The organism is Lentzea sp. NPDC004782, assembly GCF_040609115.1.
In the GTDB taxonomy this organism is placed as follows: domain Bacteria; phylum Actinomycetota; class Actinomycetes; order Mycobacteriales; family Pseudonocardiaceae; genus Lentzea.
In genome coordinates, this window is the sequence record NZ_JBEXJN010000051.1 from 49397 (window position 1) to 68281 (window position 18885).

Genomic DNA, 18885 nt, shown 5'->3' on the forward strand with positions numbered 1-18885 from the left:
GGTGATGAGGACGGTCCCAGTTCGCGTTGGAGAGGCAACCGCCGGCGCGACCGCGAGTCCTGATAACAAGACGGCGGCTGTGGCCAGAGCGGATCTGCGAAACGTTTTCATGCAGGTCACGCTTCCGGCGCCGACCGTTCCGGGACAAGTGCCGGAACGGCCACAACCGTTGACCGTAGTCCGAACGAGCCGACATAGAGTGGGGCCCATGATCTTCTACACCGACGAGGAGAGCCGCACGCTGCGCACCGCCGTGTACGGCGCGATGCTGCTGGTCTCCCACGCCGACCCCGGCCCCGTGCTGGAGGAGCGGTTCGCCGGCCTGCGCGCCCTGAGCAACCTGAGCCCCGACCTGCGCACCGTGATGGGCGCCGCCCGCCCGTCCGTCCCGGCCGGCACGGACGAGGAGATCGAGCCGGTCATCCTGGAGGCACTGCGCCGCTCGATGAAGATCCTCTCGGCCCGCTCGCCGGAGGACGCCTCGTCGTTCCCGCGCGCCGTGCTGGCCATCTGCCGCGAGGTCGCTGAGGCCGACGGCGTGGTGGTGGACGCCGAGGACGCGATGGTGGCCCGCATCGAGGGCGCGCTCGTCATCTAGTAGGCCGACGTCGATGAAGGGCTCCTTCCTGCACCTCAGCTGGATGAAGGAGCCCTTCATCCGGCACTCCGCACGCCAACTGGGTGCCGGAGGGACGGACGTCAAGGCGGTCACTGGCCGGACGCTGGGCTGAATGGCCGATGTGTTCCGGACCTGCGGTGGCAGGGTGGAACCCACTGGGGATCAACTCTCGGGGGAGTGCCGCGCAACATGGATCTGTCACGTCGTGAACTGCTGACCCGCACCGGCCAGGCCGCCGCCGTCGCCACGGCCGCGTCCACGCTCACCATCGGCTCCGCGCAGGCCGCTTCTGCGCAGGCCGGGTCCGGTGTCCGGTTGACGCAGGGCACCAACATCTCGGTTTCCCGTTCCGCGGACGGCAAATGGCTCGCCATCGACCTGGTCACGGCGATCTGGGTGTTGCCGGCCGCGGGTGGTGCCGCGCGGAAGCTGACCGACGAGCTGCAGGACGCCACGCTGCCGTCGTTCGGGCCGGGCAACCGGATCGCGTTCCAGTCCTATCGGGACGGCAACTACCACCTCTACGTGATCGAGCTCGACGGCAGCGGTCTCCGGCAGCTCACGCAGGGCAGGTACGACCACCGCGAGCCCGCGTTCTCGCCGGACGGCAAGCAGATCGCGTTCGTCAGCGACCGGGCGGGCAGCTACGGCGTGCACGTGCTGGACGTGGCTTCCGGGGCGATCACGCAGCTCACCGGGGTTCCGGACGAGGCGGCCGCACCGCAGTGGTCGCGGGACGGCAAGCGGATCATCTTCACCGTCGGCAATGCGGCCGTCGACACGGTCACGCTGGACGGCAAGCGGGAACGGCTCGTCACGGCACCCGCGGGCTTCCAGCTGTTCGGTGCCGCGTTCGGGCCCGGTGACCAGCCCAGCTACACGCGGATGCGGCCCGGGCAGGCCGAGCTGGTGCTCGGCACGACGGCGTTGGTCACCGGTCAGGACGTGTTCGGGTTCGCGCCGCGGTGGGACGGCGACCGCGCCCTCTACACCGCGGACGGCAAGATTCGCTGGTACGCCAACGGTTCCGTCACCGACGTGCCGTTCGAGGTCACCGTTCCCGTGCGCACGGCACGGCCGCAGCGGCGCACCAGGAACCTCGTCGCCGGGCCGGTCAAGGGCATCGCCGGACCGGTCGTGTCGAGGGACGGCTCGAAGATCGCGTTCCGCGCGTTGAACTCCCTCTACCTGCTCGGCAACGGCAAGACGACCAAGCTGACCGACGGCGGGTACTTCGACTCCGACCCCGACTTCTCGCCGGACGGCACGAAGCTGATCTACGCCAGCGACCGCACCGGCGTCGCCCAGCTCTGGCTGCGCGACCTGAACACGGGTGAGGACGAGCTCTACGCGCCCGCGCCGGGTGCGCAGACCACGCCGCGTTTCTCCCCGGACGGCACCAAGGTCGCCTACGTGGACCAGGACGGCCAGGTGTGGGTCGTCGACGCCACCGGCCGTCGTCAGATCACGCCGACGCTCTTCCAGCCCGGCCGCCCGACCTGGTCCGCGGACGGCACGGTCGTCGCGCTGGCGGCGGTGAAGCCGTTCTCGCGCCGGTTCCGCGAGGGCACGAGCCAGATCCTGAGCGTCGACCTCGTCAGCGGCGAGCTCAAGTACACCGAGCCCATGCCGTTCCGGTCGATCGCCACCCGCGGCGACGACGGTCCGGTCTGGTCGCCGGACGGCAAGCACCTCGCGTTCGTCGTGGAGAGCGTGGCCTGGGTTGTTCCCGTGGACGCCAAGGGGAACTTCACCGGCGAGCCGCGCCAGGTCACCCACGAGGTCACCGACTCGCTGGCGTGGCACGGCAGCGATGCGTTGGTGTACCTGAACAACGGCAGGCTCCGGAAGTCCACTCTGGACGGAAAGACCTCCACGATCCGGGTGCACCTCAACTGGGCCAGGCCCAAGGCGCCTGAGCGCGAGGTCGTCCACGCCGGTGCGTACTGGGACGGCGAGGCGCAGGACCTGCGCCAAGACGTCGACATCGTCGTGGAGAGCGGCGTGGTCCGCGAAATCCGTCCGCACCAGGGCCGTGCCGACGTCGACGCGTCGGGCCTGACCGCCATCCCCGGCCTGATCGACGCCCACAACCACTGGCACCTGCGCGGCCGCCAGTGGGGTGCGCGCCAGGGCAACCTGTGGCTTTCGTACGGCATCACCACGGTCCGCTCGCCCGGCGACCCGGTCTACCAGATGGTCGAGACCCGCGAGGCGCTGGCCGCGGGAACCCTGACCGGGCCGCGGTTCTACGCCACCGGCGAGGCCGTCGACGGCTCCCGCGTCTACTACAACTTCATGCGCCCCACGCTGTCACGGGCCCAGCTCGACCTGGAACTGCGCCGCGCCCACGAGCTCGCGTACGACCTGATCAAAACCTACGTCCGCCTGCCCGTGGAACTGCAGCGCGCGGCCGTCCAGCGTTCGAAGGTTCCGCTGTCCTCGCACTACCACTACCCGGCCGCCAACCTCGGCATGGACGGCATGGAACACGTCGGCGCCACGAACCGCCTCGGCTACTCCCACACCGTGACCCGGCAGGGCAACGCCTACCAGGACGTGGTGAAGATCTTCACGAGCTCCGGCATGTCGATGACCCCGACCCTGTTCCACAGCCGCGCCCTGTTCACCGAGGACAAGTCGCTGGTGACCGACGAGCGCACCCGCGTGCTGTTCCCGCCGTGGGAGTACGACCGCTACGTCACCGACGCCAACAACGCGGGCACCCCGGCCTCCTCCTGGTCGCCGGACGTCCTGCGCGGCTGGGTCACGTTCGCCCTCGCCGTGCACCGCGGCGGCGGCCTGGTCATCTGCGGCACCGACGCGCCACTGGACTCCCCGGCCACCGCCACCCACATGAACCTGCGCGCCATGGTCAAGTACGGCTTCACCCCGCGCGAGGCCCTGATCACCGCCACCCGCAACCCGGCCCGCTGGCTCGGCCTGCCGCTCGGCGCGATCAAGCCCGGCGCCCCGGCGGACATCTCGTTCGTCGAGGGCAACCCGCTCGCGGACATCAAGGCGGCGGCGAACGTCCGGCAGGTCATGGTCGGCGGACGGCTGCACTCGGTCGCGGATCTGCTGAAGCCGTACCAGAAGCAGGCCCAGCCGCTGTCCACGACGGACGCGCTCGACCCGTTGCCGTCGGCGGAGAACAAGCACTGGTGGCACGAGCCGGAGTGGTCCGAGCACGTCTGCTGCGAGCACTGACGCGTCAGGGCTCCAGGTCGGCCACCCCCTCTGCCGCTCGCGAAGCCGTGCGGCAGAGGGGCAGTGCGGCAGGTGGGAGCGCGTAAGCGCAGGTTTCATCAACTGGGGGAAGCGATGCGTTTTCGGCGTGCCCGACAACGGCCGTACGGCCGGCTCAGAGACGCGATGGTGCTCGGGGTGGTGGTGAGCCTGGGCGCCACCGCCCTGACCGCCGCCGAACCGCCACCGCACGCGGTGGCGGACACCAAAACCGCCAAAGCCACCGATCCGCGAAACGTCGGACTCCTGCGCCCACCGGCCGCTCCGCCGCGTGGTGCCGTCGTGGTCGACTCCGGCGCCGACTTCACCCCGCTGACCAAAGCGGGCGAGGGCAGCCACTTCGACCCGAAGCGGTCGAAGGTGGTCTCCCGGTCGATGTTCGCGGAGGAGTACGAGAACCCGGACGGCACGCACACCGTCCGGCAGTCGACGGATCCGCTGAACGCCAAGGACGACGCGGGTGTGTGGCAGCCGGTCGACACCGGTCTGCAGGTCGACGGGAAGTCGAAGCGCGCCACGGCGAAGAGGCATCCGCTGAACCCGTCGCTCGCGGGCCGGGCCGATGACGCCTCGGTGCTGTCGGTGGAGGTCGACGGGCACAAGGTGACGCTCGCGATGGACCGCGCGGCGCCTTCGACCGCCAAGGTCGCGAAGGACAAGGTCGACTATCCCGGCGTCGCCCCGGACACGGACCTCGGGTACGAGGTCACCGCGGGCCTGGTCAAGGAGACGATCACCCTCAAGAAGGTGCCGGACCAGGCGTCCTGGCGGTTCCGGCTCGTCACCGGCGGCTTGACGCCCGAGGTCGAGCCGACCGGCTCGGTGTCGCTGCGAGACGGTGCCGGTGCGGCGAAACTGGTCATCCCGCCGGTGGAGACCTGGGACTCGTCGGGTGACGAGCACAAGGCTCCCGCGCTGACCGGGGGGAAGTACGCGCTGGAGAGAGCGGGCGACGCCTGGTGGCTGACGGTGTCGGTGGATCCGGCCTGGCTGCGGGATCCGAAACGGGTCTACCCGGTGAGCGTCGATCCGACGTTCAGCTTCGGCGTGGGGGAGTCGCACACCTACCGCTCCGACGGCTACACCTGTGACAACTGCGGACTGCGGATCGGCAACAGCCTCAACGGCGGCGACTCGTACAACCGCAGCTGGTTCTACGTCGACTACTCGTCGCTGATGGGCAAGACCGTCGTCGGCGCACGGCTGGACGTCACACGGGACACCGACACCACCGGGTCCATCAAGTCGTGGAACGCCGGGCTGTACCACGCCACCGATCGCAACTACAACGCGCTCGGCGAGTATCTCGGCAGTGCCCTGGTCGGTGACGTGGGCAGCTTCAGCAACAACGTGTTCACCAACTACCTGCGCGGACGCGTCGACGCCCACGACACCAACGTCGCGTTCGTGCTGACGGGCACCGAACAACCCGGCACCTGGACGTACAAGCACCTCAACGCCACGCTGGTGGTCGACACCGGTTCGGCCGCGCCGGCTCCCGCCCTCGCCTCCCCGCCGGACAACAGCGTGCTCAGCTCGCTGACCCCGACCCTGGCCGTCAGCCCCGTCACGGATCCCGACGGGGACAAGGTCACCTACTGCTTCAAGGTGGCCACCGGGCCCGACGCGCAGTCGGGTGTCGTGGTCGACTCCGGTTGCCTGCCGGCACCGTCCTGGTCCGTGCCGGAAGGCGTCCTGCAGGACGGTGTCGCCTACACCTGGCGCGCGGCGGCGTACTCCGGCACCACGATGGTGACGCCCACGTGGGTCGGGCACATCAGGATCGACCAGCGGATCGGTGACCACGGCCCGTCGCCCGACGACGCCGTGGGCGCGGTCTCGGTGAACCTGGCCAACGGCAACGTGTCGCTGTCCGAGGCCAGCCCGACCTTCTCGACGGTCGGCGGCAACGCCGGGCTGACGTTCGGCTACAACTCGCAGCAGCACGACGCCAAGGGCCTGCGCGCGTCCTACTTCGAGGACCTGAGCCACAACGGGATCATCAACCCCGGACAGCAGCCGGTGCTCGTCCGCACGGAGCCGCAGGTCAACGTCGACTGGGGCACGGGGTCACCCTTCGCGCCCGCGTTGCCGGCGGACTACTTCGTCGCGCGCTGGGAGGGCTTCTTCCAGGCACCGGTCGCGGGTACCTACCAGTTCGCGGGCGTCCACGACGACGGTGCCGAGGTGTTCATCGACAACACCAAGGTCTACGACGGGGACACGGCCAGCGACCTGAACTGGACACAGGCCACCGGTGTCGCGCTCGCCGCGGGCCAGCGGGTGCCGATCAAGGTGGAGCTGCAGGAGGTCACGGGTGCGGCGATGATGCGACTGTTCACGCGCACCTCCGACGGGACGACGGTGCCCGCGCAGATCGTGCCGGCCGACTGGCTGTTCAGCAGTGACCTGCCCGCGTTGCCGCAGGGCTGGACGTTGTCCGCCGATCTCGACGGCAGCGGGACCACGTACACCAGCGCGCAGGTGACCGACCAGACGGTTGTGCTGACCGACGCCACCGGTGCGAAGCACACCTGGACGAAGAAGAGCGCCGGCGGCTACACCGCGCCCGACGGTGAGGACGGCGTGCTCGCGCTGGACACCGCCGGCCGGGTCACGCTGACCGAGGGCGAGGACGTGTACTCGTTCCGCTCGGACGGCAGACTGGAGACACAGGCCGCGACCGCGGACTCGCGCAAACCCGCGGCGTTGCAACAGGTCTACGACGGCGCGACCCCGGTCCGGCTGACGCGGATCAAGGACCCGGTCAGCGGGCGTGAGCACGTCCTGCACTACAACCGGCAGGGCGACGACTGCTACGGCGGCACCACCCCGCCGAGCGGATCCGACGCGTTGCCGCCGCCGCAGATGCTCTGCCGGGTGTCCTATTGGGACGGTACCGAGACGAGGCTCTGGTACACGGCGGGAAAGCTCTCGCGCATCGAGGATCCCGGTTCCGAGGTCACCGACTACGGCTACAACACCGCCGGCCTGGTGGAGCGGGTGCGCTCGCCACTGGTGAACGACTGGGTCGCGGCGGACCCGTCCGGCCGGGGCGGCCTGACCGACGTGCTCACCACCATCGCCTACGACACCACGACCGGCAAACCCAAGGCCACCAAGGTGACCGAGCCGGCGCCGGCACCCGGACAGCCGCGGCCGGCGCACTCCTACCGCTACGACACCGGCAATCGGCAGACGTTCGTCGACGTGGCGGGACTCAGTCCGGCCGTCGGGTTCGCGAACAAGGTCGTGTTCGACGCGGCCGACCGCGAGCTGTCGTCGACCGACGCCACGGGGAAGACGACGTCGCGGACCTGGAACGCCAAGGACCAGGTGCTGACGTCGACCGACACCGCGGGCCGGACGTCCACGACCGTCTACGACTACGCCGACCGGCCGACCGACACCTACGGTCCGGCACCGGCGGCCTGTTTCACCGGGCAGGTCCCGACGGCGACGTGCGCGAACACGGTGGCGCACAAGCACACCGACTACGACCAGGGCGTGCGTGGCCTGAGCGCGGCGTTCTACGACAACACCTCGCTGTCCGGGACGCCGCTCGTGTACCGGACCGGGGTCGGCACCGCGGACGGCACGCTCAACGCCACCTGGGGCTGGGAGCTCGGTCATCCCCCTGGCATGCCGAACGACGTGTTCACGGCGAGGTTCACCGGAGAGATCGTCTTCCCGGCCGCGGGCGAGTACACCTTGCGCGCGTTGGTGGACGACGGCATCCGGATGTGGATCGACGACCAGCTCGTGATCGACGACTGGCGGCACAGCGACCCGGCCTGGCGTGAGGCCAAGACCACCAGCGCGGCACCGGGAACGGTGAAGCGCGTGCGGATCGACTACCTCAACGACGTGGGTTACTCGCGAATCGCCCTGCACTGGACGACGCCTTCCGGCACCCAGGAACTGGTTCCGGGGTCGCAGCTGCGTCCCCGGTACGGGTTGTCCACCACGACCACCACGTCCGAGTCCGACGGTGTGCCGGACGTTGTCGCCACGACCAAGTACGACGATGACGGGGTGGACCCGACCTTCGGGCTGCCCACGTCGGCTCAGGAGGATCCCACCGGTCTGAAGCTGACCGGGGCGACGAAGTACGAGGCGACCGGATACCTGCGCAGGACCTCGGCGACGAGGCCGACAGGTGCGGCCACCACCTACTCCTACTACGGCGACACCGAAACCCGCGCCAACCCGTGCGTGGCCGGAAGCCCCGCGATCAACCAGGGGGGTCTGCCGAAGCTCACCACCTCCACCACACCGGCCGCCGGCCCGGCGCGCGTCGACGAGCAGGTGTTCGACGCGTCCGGCCGGGTCGTGGCGAAGGCCACCAGCGGGAGCTGGACCTGCACCACCTACGACGCACGTGATCGCGTGGTGTCGGTGAAGTACCCCGGTAACTCGGCTGCCGCCGAGCGCACGGTCACCACTGACTACGCGGTGGGCGGCAACCCGCTGGTGACCGCGGTGTCGGACTTCAACGGCACGGTCACGACGACTGTCGACCTGCTCGGCAGGGTGGTGGCGTACACCGACGTGCACGGCACGCGGACGGCGACGGACTACGACGCGGCCGGCCGGGTGTCGCGGCAGACCGTCACCACACCTGCGGACGCGCCGCAGGTGACGGCCTTCACCTACGACGACGCGGGCCGTCCGGTCACCACCAAGCTCGGCGACACCGTGCTGTCCACCTCGGCGTACGACGACGCCGGGGAACCGTCGTCCGTCACCTACGCGAACGGGTCCGCGCTGAGCGCCATCGGCAGGGACCAGGCCGGCCGCACCACGTCCCTCACGTGGCGCACGAGCGACAACCGAACCGTGGTGTCGCAGGTGAGCCGCACCAGGGAAGGCACCGTCTTCGACGAGTCCCTCGGTGGTGTGGACGCACGTCCGGCCGGCCCGAACTTCGGCTACGACAAGGCGGGCAGACTCGTCGACGCATATGTCTCCGGACACCACTACACCTACGACTTCACGTCGTCGGCACCGGCGGGCTGTCCCAACGGGACACAGGCGAACGCGGGGCTGAACACGAACCGCGTGCACCTGCTCGACCAGACCGCGGCGGGAACCGCGGACACCGGGTACTGCTACGACGCCGCCGACCGCCTGCTGGCGACGACGGGCGCGAGGACGCTGAGCGGCTTCACCTACGACAGCGACGGGAACACCACTCAGTTCACCGACGGCCCGGTCACGACGTATCTCGGGTTCGACTCGGCGGACCGCAACATCTCCGCCCGGTCGTCCGGCCCCGACGCGGCCAACGTGAGCTACGTCCGCGACGCCACGAACCGGATCGTCTCGAGGCACGCGGACCAGGGCGACGCCCAGACGTCGGTGCTGTTGTCCTACACCGGAGACGGCGACAGCGCGGACTTCGCTCTGGGCGCCGACAAGCGGGTGCTGAGCCGGACGCTCTCCCTGCCCGGCGGTGTCGTGCTGACCGTGACCGGAGCCGGGTCCACCTCGGACCTGCCCACCGTGCGGGGCGACCTCGCGCTGACGCTGGACGGCACCGGCAAGCAGGTGGGCGGTACACGCACCTATTCGCCCTACGGTGAGCCGCTCGGTGCTGACGGCACGGTCGACCCCGACGGGGTGCCGGACAACCAGCCGGGACAGCTGGACTACGGATGGCTGGGACAGCACCAGCGACCGTACGAGCACGCGGGAGCGCTGTCCCTCGTGCAGATGGGAGCCCGGCCGTACAGCCCGCTGCTGGGCCGGTTCCTGTCCGTCGATCCGGTGGAGGGCGGTTCAGCCAACGACTACGACTACGTCAGCGGCGACCCGGTCAACAAGACCGACATCGACGGCACCCGTGCCCACCGGCGGTACTCGAGGCACAGCTACCACCACCGTTACGTCCGGCACGTCGTCCACCGGAAGATCGTGCACCGCAAGGTGTCGCGCTCGTTCAGGACGATCCACCGCGCGCCGGCCAGGCGCGTCGGCGGTGGCGGTGGCGGTGGCGGCGGAGGGGGAGGAGTTCTCGGCGGCGGTGCCTGTTCGTTCTCCAGGGGGAACATCGCCCTGAGTCAGGTCTGTGGCCGTGAGATCCCCAACATCGTCGATGAGGCCAAGTGGCTGTGGCGAACGTGCATCACCGGCGGCGGATGGTTCGGTTTCGCGGCGGGCAACTGGTTGACCAAGACCGTCAACGTGCTGTCGAAGTTCTCGAAGGTGGCCGGACCGCTCGGGTGGATTGCCGGTTGCGGCATCAGTGCGTGGGCCAACAACTGAGCTGAGCCGAGGGATCTCCGATGCGGGCCGGTCAGCTGTGACCGGCCCGCATCGGCACGACTGGCAGCCATGGTCGCTGTCAGGATCGGTTGATCATCTTGCTGGCGAGGCGGACGCCCTGCCGCACGCTGACGTGCGGCAGGTAGGCGCGGCTCACGGCGTTCGCGATGCGCGGCAGGGCGGCCGAGTCCGGGTAGGCCATGAACATCGGCCGGTACGTCGGCTGGAACTTGGCCTTGAACGCGAGCAGCGAGCGGAACCCGTAGACCGGCTCCAGCACCTGCCCGGTGAGGTCCAGCACCCGTTGCAGGACAGGGGTGCGCTCACCGCGGTCCAGCCGGGCCAGCGGGGCACCGGACAGGCTCAGGAACTTGACCCCCTCCGCCTTGAGCTCCAGCGCGGCCGAGGCGATCAGGAACTCCATCGAGCCGCGGAAACCGTTGGCGCGGCGGCGCATGAAGTCGAGCGTGTAGCCGACGACCTCGCCGTCGGCGTAGACCGGCAGCCAGCTCGTGATGCCGTGCACGCTGCGGTCCGCGTCGATCGCGAGCAGGCACCGCACGCCGTCGCCCGCCAGTTCCTCGACACCGCCGAGGGTGAAGCCCATCTCCGGCAAACCCTTGTCCGCCACCCATTCCGCCGAGATCGACCGGATCTGGTCGGTGATCGCGTACGGCGCGTCGGCGTAGGTGCACCACTCCGCGGTGATGCCCTCCTTGGCGGCCTTGTTCAGCGCGGTCCGCACGTCCTGCCACTTCTTGCCGGTGAACGCCAGGGTCTCGAGCTCGATCACGGTGTCCTCGGCTACCTGCACCGCGGACCACCCGAGACCGGCGACGGCCTCCCGCGTCTCGGTTCCGATGCTGTAGAGGCACGGCGTCCAGCCGTTCTCCTGGCAGAACTCGGCGAACCCGCGCACGGCGTCCACCCGGTTCGGCCCGATCGGGTCGCCGACGGTCAGCGCGATCGTGGCCACCACGCGGTACGCGATCACCGTCTCGCCGTCCGGGGTGAACCAGTACTGGTTGCCGCGCCACGTCGTCATGTACGACAACGACGAACCACCGTGCCGCCGCATCAGCTCACGCGCCTGCTCGGCCTCCTTCGAACCCGACAACGGCCACGCGCGCCACGACGCCATCAGCAGACCCGCGAGCACGATCAGCCAGAACACCACGCCGGTGTACTCGAACAGCAGCGTGCCGATGAACCCGTCCGCCTGGAACCGCAACGGCACCGCGCCGAGGTAGCCCGGCGGCAGGAACCGCGTCGGCAGGTCCGCGAGCAGCCCGAGGAATCCCGGTTCCGGGGTGAACTGGTCGCGGACCAGGTACCCGCCGAAGACGTACAACGCCGACAGGGCCCCGATGCTGGCCAGCGTGAACCGCCAGAACTTCCGCGTCGCGTGGCCCGGCAGCCGGACGGTGAAGTGCCTTCGGGTCACCAGCAGCACGATGGCGATCGCGAGTGGTGCCAGCACGGGGAAGGTCGACGCGAAGCCGACCTCCAGCTGACCGTTGTTCGGGATCCGCGCGGCGTCGTCGGAGACGAACCACGCGATGAACGCCGCGTACGCCACGTTGAACGCCAGCGCCGACCACCACGCGAACCGTCGCCCGCGCCGCAGGCCTTCGGCCAGCACGAGCAGCAGCAACACCGGCAGCAGCGACATCACCATTGCCGGGAACCGGCCGTACGACAGCTGGATCGTCATCGTCCGGCACAGCTCGACCAAGTCCGAGCCGCACGCCGTCGCCACGTCGTCCGCCGCGGGCTGCCAGACGGCCACCACCTCGGAGTACCACGACAGCGGGCCGTTCGGGGACGGCGACATCAGCGACACCACCGGCCCGAGCGCCGACGCCGCCACCAGCAGTCCCACGAGGACGCGGGTCTCCGTCAGCGTCCGCGGCTCGCGGGCGGCGCGGGCGCGCAGGAACACCGCGCCGATCAGCAGCCCGGCCACGCCGGCGGTCAGCCGCAGCAGGTCTTCCAGCCAGCCCGAGTACAACGTGAGCACCAGCACCGACAGGGCCGTCATGAGCCGGACGCGGCGGCGCCACGACACCGGCATGCGGAACGTCAGCGCCAGCGCGAGCCCGACGCCGCCGATCGACGGCCCGGCCGCGACCCCACCGCGCAGCGAGTCGAGCCAGGACCACTGCAGCTCGCTGCCGAGCACCACCACACCGATACCCAGGAACGCCCCGATCACGTGGGAGGCGAGGAAGATCGCCGCGGCGCGCAGGGTGCCGAGCTCGCGTTCGGCGAGCGTGCCGAAGACGAGCAGCAGCACGGTGGTGGCCAGGTAGCCCAGCAGGTCCATGGCCCACAACGCGGAGGAGAAAGCGGTCCACAGTGGACTGTCGGTGCCGAAGCCGATCCGGGCCAGCAGCGCGTCGTTCTCGTCGCCGATCGCGCCGGTCAGCGCGCCGACGGTCCAGAAGACGACGAGGAAGACGCACGTCAGGGGAGCGGTGCGGAACAGCCGGCTGAGCTGCCGGGTGATGCGGTCGAGCAGGGCGTTCATGGCTGTCGTGGTCTCCGCCGCAGGTCGAACGGGCAAGGGGTCAGTTGGTCAGGCCGGTGCGCGTGGCGAGCCACGGCAGGGAGTCGTAGAGGCCAGGCCGCCACACGTTCCAGTCGTGCGCTCCCGGGAGGTCCTTCCACTGCACGTCCATCCCGGCCTTGCGACAGGCCTCGAACACGTCCACGCCGGCCTGGCGGTAGAGCGCGTCGTTCTGGGCCGTGACGATCACTCCCGCGGTCTGCGGGAACCGTTCGCGGGCGAGGGCGTCCATCGGGTTGACCCGCGTGAACGCCGCCTCGTCGCCACCGAACGCGGCCTTGACCGTCTCGGCACGCGTGCCGAGGGTCGGTTCACGCTGCCCGGTGAGGTCGATGAAGTTGCCGTAGACGTCCGGCGCGCGCACGGCGAGCTGAAGAGCGCACGTGCCGCCTTGGGAGAACCCGGCGATGGTCCAGGCTTCACGGCGTTCGTCGACCGTCAGCCGTTGCTTGATCCACGCCGGCACCTCGCGGGCCAGGTACGTCTCCGACCGGCCGAGTTTCGAGTCCAGGCACAACGGGTTCGCCGCACGTGAGCCGAGCTGGTCGGCCACGACGACGATCGGCGCCAGCCCGTCGTGCTCGCGGGCGAACGCGTCCAGGCGCTCGGTGATCCGGCCCGCGTCGAACCAGTCGCGGGGCGCGCCCGGCTGCCCGGGAAGCAGCACCACGACCGGCAACCGCGGGCGCGGCGTCGCGGCGTACGCGGGCGGCAGGTAGATCCACGCCTTGCGCGCCTTGAACACGCCGGGAACGTCCGCCTCCGACACCGTGCCGTTCTCCGGGAGGCCGGTGGGCTTGCGCCAGACGTCGGCGAGCTTGCCGCCCGGCGGCACGTCGAGCACGCTCGTCGTCGGCTTCGCGGCCTCGTCGAGGTCGACCCGGCTGTTCGTGAACACCTCCAGCACCGCGCGTGACGTGGGGTAGAAGCCGAAGAACGCGTTCGCCGCCGTGACCGCGCTCGCCGTGACGACCAGTGCCAGCACCACGCTCAGCGTGCGCCAGTACCACCGCCCGGCCCGCAGCCGGGCGACCGCGAGGCTCAGCGCCACCAGCACCGCACCCGCCCACACCGCCAGGATCGGGGGCAACGGCTCCGGCCACGGCTTCCACACGTGGTCGACCACGAACACCAGCCCGGCGATGACGGCCGCGCACGCGAGCACCACCACGGGAACGACTCGGGTCCACCACGTCCGGTTCTTCCGGATCGTCAGGGAGATCAACGCGATCGCGCCCGCGACGGTGGCGGCGGTGGGGATCGGGCCGCTGGTCAGCGACAGGTCGAGTGGGCTGAGCATGCGGTCCGTTCGTCAGCAGGTCCCGGGGGTACTCCGGCGAGGACCAGCAAACTACTGCGGCCGGCACGTTCCCAGCTGCCGGGCGTCCGGAACAACCCGTCACCTGGCTGGAAGCGCGTCCGTCAGGTGGCGGGAATCAGCGGCTGCCGGGAAAGGCCGCGAAGGCTTCGTCGAGCAGGGCGACGAGGTCGAGCCGCCCGTCCGAGTCCGACCAGTGGTCGACGGCGACGGTGAGGCAGTCGAGGGCGGCGGACACGCGGACCCAGTGGGCGACAGCGGGGTGTTCAGGTGAGCCCGCGCGTTCGGCGAGCGCGTGCACCATGGCCGGGCGCCAGGCGCGCTGCTTCTCCAGCTGCCGTGCGGCGAGCGCCGGGGTCGACCCGATCAACCGGACCATGGACAGCATGGCGGCCGGGTCCTCGTGATAGGCGGGGATGGCCAGGTCAAGTGCGTGCCGCAACGCGGTCCAGTCGTCCTCGTCGGCGGGGCGGGCGCGCAGGGCCTCGGCGACCCGCTCGCCCTTGGCCTCGAAGCCGCCGAGGACGGCGTCCTCCTTGGTGCCGAAGTAGCGCAGGAACGTGCTGCGCGAGACGCCGGCCGCGGCGGCGAGGTCGTCGATGGTCACGTTCTCGAAACCGTTGCGGAGGAACAGCCTGAAGGCCACGCGGCCGAGCTCGGCCCGCACGGCCGCCCGCGCGATGTCCCTGGTGTTCGTCCGTTCGGCTGGCACCGGGGGATCGTACCCGGCGCCAGCACCTCACTTGCACAAGCGAAACTCGATGGCTAACTTGACACTGAGTTTCACACTTCGAACCGAGGACTGTCATGACCACTGCTGTGCACGGGTCGTCCGTCGACATCACCACGCCGGACGGGACCGCCGACGCCTACCTGGTCCACCCGGTCGACGGTGGCCCGCATCCGGGCGTCCTGCTGTACATGGACGCCTTCGGACTGCGGCCGCACCTGAAGTCCATGGCGGACCGCCTCGCCGCGGCCGGGTACGTCGTCCTGGTGCCCAACGTCTTCTACCGCGCCGGCCGGGCTCCGGTCCTGGAGCTGCCCGAGTTCATCGACCCCACCGCGCGCCCGGAGCTCTTCGGCAAGATCATGCCGCTGATCCAGGAGCTGACGCCGGAGGTGGTGATGCGCGACGCCGCCGCCTACCTGGACTGGCTGGACAACTCGCCGCTCACCACCGGCGGTCCCGTCGGCATCACCGGCTACTGCATGGGCGCGGGCCTCGCCCTGCGCACCGCGGGCACCTTCCCGGACCGGGTCGCCGCGGCGGCCGGGTTCCACGGCGCCCGCCTGGCCACCGACGCGCCGGACAGCCCGCACCTGCTCGCCGACCGCATCACCGCCGAGCTGTACTTCGGGCACGCCGACCAGGACTCGTCCAACCCCGCCGAGCAGATCGAGGCGCTCGGCAAGGCGCTCGCCGAGGCCGGTGTCACCCACCGCAACGAGGTCTACGAGGGCGCCCGCCACGGCTTCACCCAGGCCGACACCTCCATGTACAGCGCGGAGGCGGCCGAACGTCACTGGGAGGCACTGCTGGAGCTGTTCGCCCGCAAGCTGTGACCGGAGTGGTCGTGCAGCTCGCTGGTGTCCCACTCGGGCAGCGGGTCCTCGAACGTCCGCCACACGGGCGGGCCCGCGGCGAGCTCCGAGTCGGTGAGCAGTGCGGGATCCAGGCGGCGGGCCGGTTCCGTCACGTCGAGGCCGACCCCGATGAAGACCAGCTCCTGCCGTGCCCGCGGGGACGGCAGGAGCTGGCCGGGTTCGAGGGTCAGGTTCGGACCGGCCTGCGACCACACGGCCAGCACGTCCGGACGGGAGGCGACGTGGCAGAAACCCTTGCTGCGCAACACGCCTTCCCAGTCCGTCAGCGCTTCCACCAGGCGGGCGGGGTGGAACGGCCGGTCCGCGCGGTAGGTGACCGACCTGATCCCGTACTCCTCGGTTTCCGGGGTGTGCCCGCCCGCCAGCTCCTGGGCCCAGCCGGGCGCCTGCGCGGCGGTGATCGGGTCGTACCGGCCGGTGTCGAGCACCTCGGCCAGCTCGACCACGCCGCGCCGCGTGTGCAGCAGCCGGGCGGAGGGGTTGAGGCGCCGCAGCACGGCGTCGAGCCTGGCGAGCTGCTCCGCCGTGACGAGGTCGGTCTTGTTCACCACCAGCACGTCGGCGAACTCGACCTGGTCCACGAGCAGGTCCGAGATCGTGCGCTCGTCGGCCTCGGCGGCGGCCAGGTCGCGCTCGTCCAGCCGGTCGCCGGTGGTCAGCTCGCGCAGGAAGCCCGCCGCGTCCACGAGGGTCACCATGGTGTCGAGCCGCGCGTGGTCGGACAGGCTCGTGCCGTCCTCGAACGTCCAGTCGAACGTGGCGGCCACCGGCATGGGCTCGGAGATGCCGGTGGACTCGACCAGGATCGTGTCGAACCGCCCGGAGCGCGCCAGCTCGCCGACGCTGTCGAGCAGGTCCTCCCGCAACGTGCAGCAGATGCAGCCGTTGGTGAGCTCGACGAGCCGCTCGGTGGTGCGGTCGAGGCTGCCCTGACCGGCGACCAGGGCCGCGTCGATGTTGACCTCGCTCATGTCGTTCACGATCACCGCGACCCGCCTGCCCTCGCGGTTGGCGAGCACGTGGTTGAGCAGGGTGGTCTTGCCGGAACCGAGAAAACCGGACAGCACGGTCACGGGGGTGCGCATCAGAGTTCCATCTCCTCGTGCCAGTCGGCGAACGGGTCGGCGAAGTCGAGCTCGCTGATCAGCGCGAGCTCCTCGTCGGTCACGAGCGCCGCGCGCAGGGCGGCGGTGATCTGCTCGGGCGCGGCCGAGCTGGTGATCACGACGAGCTCCTGGTCGCGGTCGCCGTAGTACGGGTCCCACCGCAGCGAGGCGGCCGCGCGCCGGTCGTCGTCGGCCTCGGCCCAGTCCTCGGTCGCGGCGAGCCACGGCCCGAGGTTGCCCACGCGCAGGCCGCCGCCCGCCGACTCCAGCCACAGCGCCGCGTCGGGCTGGCTCGCCACCCACACGCGGCCGCGCACCCGCACCACGCCTTCGAGCAGCACGTCGATCGAGTCGTACAACCGCCTGGGGTGGAACGGCCGCCGCTCGGTGAAGTGCACGACGGACACGCCGTGCGCCGGTTCCAGCGGCGGTTGCCCGTGCAGCAACGGCCCGAAGCCGTCGTCGATCCCGCCGCGCCGGGCGGTGGCGGGAATCGCCGCGAGCAGCTCGGTGGCGTCCAGGTCGTCCATCGATCGGCGGGGCGCGTGCGGGTTGAGCCGGTCGAGCACCGCCTCCAGCACCGGGTCGCCGACGCCGGTGAGCACCAGCGCGTCCGCGAACTCCGCCTGCCCGACCACGACCTGCGCCACGGTCCGCTCGTCGCCGTCGGCCGCGCGCATCCCGCGGTCGGCGAGCGAGTCGCCGCCGGTGGCGTCGGCCAGCCACGTCGCCGTGTCGACCACCGTGACCACGGCCTCGACCTCGACGTCGGTCTCGCTCAGCGCGAAGCAGACGGCCTCCGGTTCGAGCACCGGGTCGAGGTGCACGACCACCCGCCCGTCCAGGCCTTCGAGCAACGGGACGAGGTCGAGCCGCAGCGTGCACGACACGCAGCCGTGCGCGAGTTCGAGCACGGTGAGCCGGCCGTCCACCCAGCGGCGCACCACGCCCTCGGCGAGGCTGGTCAGGTCGTGCCTGACCAGCACCGACTCCGGGGACGCCCGCCAGAGCTCGTCGGCTGCGTCGTGGTGAGTGAACCCGGCTACCAGTACGACCCGTCCTGCCATGCGCGCAGCCTACATGACAACGATTTTCGTTTTGGAAATCGGGGCATGACATGATCGAGCCATGCAGGTCGAGATCTGGGCTGACGTCATCTGTCCGTGGTGCTACATCGGCAAGGCGCGCTTCGAGAAAGCGCTGGCCAGATTCGAGCACCGTGCCGAGGTCACGGTGGTGCACCGCGCGTTCGAGCTGGACCCGGACAAGACCTCGGTGGAGCCGGTGCCGCAGATGCTCGCCGCCAAGTTCGGCCCGCGCGCCGCCGAGATGGAGAACTCCGTCGCCCAGCTCGCCCGCGACGAGGGCCTCGGGTACCGGCAGGACCGCGAGGTCGGCAACACCTTCGACGTGCACCGGCTGCTGCACCTGGCGGGGGAGCGCGGTCTGCAGCAGGAGCTCCTCAACGCCGTGCTGCACGCCAACTTCGCCGAGGCGCGCACGCTGTTCACCGCGGAGTCGCTGACCGAGATCGCCGCGGAGGCCGGGCTCGACCGCGCCGACATCCGTGCCGTTCTCGACTCAGCCGCCTACGCCGACGAGGTGCGCACGGACGAGAAGCGCGCTCGCGAGATCGGCATCACCGGCGTTCCGTTCGTGGTCGTCGACGGACGGCTCGCCGTCGCCGGTGCCCAGCCGGCCGAACTGTTCGGGCGCGCGCTCACGCAGGCGTGGGAGGACTGACATGACCGACGGTTTGCTGAAGGTGAGCTCGGAGCAGCTCGACACCGCCGTCGTGGTGCGCGCCGAGGGCGAGGTCGACTCCTACAGCGCGGAGCTGTTGCGCGACAAGCTGTCCGAGGCGTTCACCGCGCGGCTCCCGGTCGTGCTGGACCTCAGCGGCGTGGCGTTCTTCGCGTCGGCCGGGCTGTCCGTGCTCGTGGAGTACCACCAGCTCGGCGAGGACCGGGGTACCCCGTTGCGGCTGGTGTCGCCCGCCGGCAGCGTGCTGCGGGCGCTGCGGGCGACCACCCTGAACGAGACGCTGGAGCTGTACCTCAGCCTGCCGGAGGCCCTGGAAGGGGGGTTTTAAGGGGGGTTTTTGAAAGACCACGGGGCAAAAAAACCCGGGAAAGACAAGGGGGACAAA

At 70.5% G+C, this 18885-nt stretch carries 11 protein-coding genes; 6 read left to right on the forward strand and 5 right to left on the reverse strand.

The features are described from left to right. Positions 1 to 208 precede the first annotated feature (208 nt). The 3 genes from ABZV40_RS35645 to ABZV40_RS35655 all read left to right on the forward strand — a co-directional run bounded on the left by ABZV40_RS35645 (position 209) and on the right by ABZV40_RS35655 (position 10135). Positions 209 to 598 carry a hypothetical protein gene (locus tag ABZV40_RS35645; protein ID WP_355451960.1) on the forward strand — a complete coding sequence of 130 codons (390 nt, stop codon included), beginning with the start codon at positions 209 to 211 and terminating at the stop codon, positions 596 to 598. Positions 599 to 808: 210 nt separating this feature from the next. Next, positions 809 to 3829: an amidohydrolase family protein gene (locus ABZV40_RS35650; RefSeq protein ID WP_355451963.1), complete on the forward strand. Its 3021-nt coding sequence runs from the start codon at positions 809 to 811 to the stop codon at positions 3827 to 3829. A 114-nt stretch (positions 3830 to 3943) separates the two neighbouring features. Beyond that, positions 3944 to 10135 (forward strand): PA14 domain-containing protein, encoded by a 6192-nt coding sequence (locus ABZV40_RS35655; protein WP_355451966.1) that lies wholly within the window; start codon positions 3944 to 3946, stop codon positions 10133 to 10135. A 79-nt stretch (positions 10136 to 10214) separates the two neighbouring features. Here the strand turns inward: ABZV40_RS35655 and ABZV40_RS35660 are convergent, their stop codons facing one another. The 3 genes from ABZV40_RS35660 to ABZV40_RS35670 form a co-directional block, all read right to left on the reverse strand. Continuing rightward, positions 10215 to 12665, reverse strand: coding sequence for a rhomboid family intramembrane serine protease (locus tag ABZV40_RS35660; protein WP_355451968.1), 2451 nt, complete (start codon positions 12663 to 12665; stop codon positions 10215 to 10217). Between the two features lie 40 nt (positions 12666 to 12705). After that, a complete protein-coding gene (locus ABZV40_RS35665; RefSeq protein ID WP_355451971.1) occupies positions 12706 to 14004 on the reverse strand; it encodes an alpha/beta hydrolase-fold protein in 1299 nt (432 codons plus the stop codon). Positions 14005 to 14140: 136 nt separating this feature from the next. Beyond that, the gene (locus tag ABZV40_RS35670; protein ID WP_355451974.1) at positions 14141 to 14734 is read right to left on the reverse strand and encodes a TetR family transcriptional regulator; all 594 of its coding nucleotides are present in this window, start codon (positions 14732 to 14734) and stop codon (positions 14141 to 14143) included. A gap of 95 nt (positions 14735 to 14829) precedes the next feature. On the opposite strand from ABZV40_RS35670, the gene ABZV40_RS35675 reads away from it, so the two are divergent. After that, on the forward strand, positions 14830 to 15588 hold the full coding sequence (locus ABZV40_RS35675; protein ID WP_355451977.1) for a dienelactone hydrolase family protein: 759 nt from the start codon (positions 14830 to 14832) through the stop codon (positions 15586 to 15588). On the opposite strand, the gene ABZV40_RS35680 is transcribed toward ABZV40_RS35675, so the two are convergent. Together ABZV40_RS35680 and ABZV40_RS35685 are read right to left on the reverse strand one after the other, a co-directional pair. Next, a complete protein-coding gene (locus ABZV40_RS35680) occupies positions 15546 to 16715 on the reverse strand; it encodes a GTP-binding protein (RefSeq protein WP_355451980.1) in 1170 nt (389 codons plus the stop codon). The two genes, ABZV40_RS35675 and ABZV40_RS35680, sit on opposite strands and share 43 nt — an antisense overlap. After that, positions 16715 to 17803, reverse strand: a complete 1089-nt coding sequence (locus tag ABZV40_RS35685; protein WP_355451982.1) for a GTP-binding protein — start codon at positions 17801 to 17803, stop codon at positions 16715 to 16717. Before ABZV40_RS35685 ends, ABZV40_RS35680 begins: the two co-directional genes overlap by 1 nt. Positions 17804 to 17864: 61 nt before the next feature. Between ABZV40_RS35685 and ABZV40_RS35690 the strand changes: the two genes are divergently transcribed. After that, the gene (locus ABZV40_RS35690; protein WP_355451985.1) at positions 17865 to 18479 is read left to right on the forward strand and encodes a DsbA family oxidoreductase; all 615 of its coding nucleotides are present in this window, start codon (positions 17865 to 17867) and stop codon (positions 18477 to 18479) included. A gap of 1 nt (position 18480) precedes the next feature. Further along, the gene (locus tag ABZV40_RS35695; protein ID WP_355451988.1) at positions 18481 to 18828 is read left to right on the forward strand and encodes an STAS domain-containing protein; all 348 of its coding nucleotides are present in this window, start codon (positions 18481 to 18483) and stop codon (positions 18826 to 18828) included. The last annotated feature ends 57 nt before the right edge of the window (positions 18829 to 18885 follow it).

What these genes read in the sequence shown, in the direction of transcription:
- ABZV40_RS35645 (WP_355451960.1), top strand. Translation starts at nt 209, where the DNA reads ATGATCTTCTACACCGACGAGGAGAGCCGCACGCTGCGCACCGCCGTG.
- ABZV40_RS35650 (WP_355451963.1), top strand. Translation starts at nt 809, where the DNA reads ATGGATCTGTCACGTCGTGAACTGCTGACCCGCACCGGCCAGGCCGCC.
- ABZV40_RS35655 (WP_355451966.1), top strand. Translation starts at nt 3,944, where the DNA reads ATGCGTTTTCGGCGTGCCCGACAACGGCCGTACGGCCGGCTCAGAGAC.
- ABZV40_RS35660 (WP_355451968.1), bottom strand. Translation starts at nt 12,665, where the DNA reads ATGAACGCCCTGCTCGACCGCATCACCCGGCAGCTCAGCCGGCTGTTC.
- ABZV40_RS35665 (WP_355451971.1), bottom strand. Translation starts at nt 14,004, where the DNA reads ATGCTCAGCCCACTCGACCTGTCGCTGACCAGCGGCCCGATCCCCACC.
- ABZV40_RS35675 (WP_355451977.1), top strand. Translation starts at nt 14,830, where the DNA reads ATGACCACTGCTGTGCACGGGTCGTCCGTCGACATCACCACGCCGGAC.
- ABZV40_RS35680 (WP_355451980.1), bottom strand. Translation starts at nt 16,715, where the DNA reads ATGCGCACCCCCGTGACCGTGCTGTCCGGTTTTCTCGGTTCCGGCAAG.
- ABZV40_RS35685 (WP_355451982.1), bottom strand. Translation starts at nt 17,803, where the DNA reads ATGGCAGGACGGGTCGTACTGGTAGCCGGGTTCACTCACCACGACGCA.
- ABZV40_RS35690 (WP_355451985.1), top strand. Translation starts at nt 17,865, where the DNA reads ATGCAGGTCGAGATCTGGGCTGACGTCATCTGTCCGTGGTGCTACATC.
- ABZV40_RS35695 (WP_355451988.1), top strand. Translation starts at nt 18,481, where the DNA reads ATGACCGACGGTTTGCTGAAGGTGAGCTCGGAGCAGCTCGACACCGCC.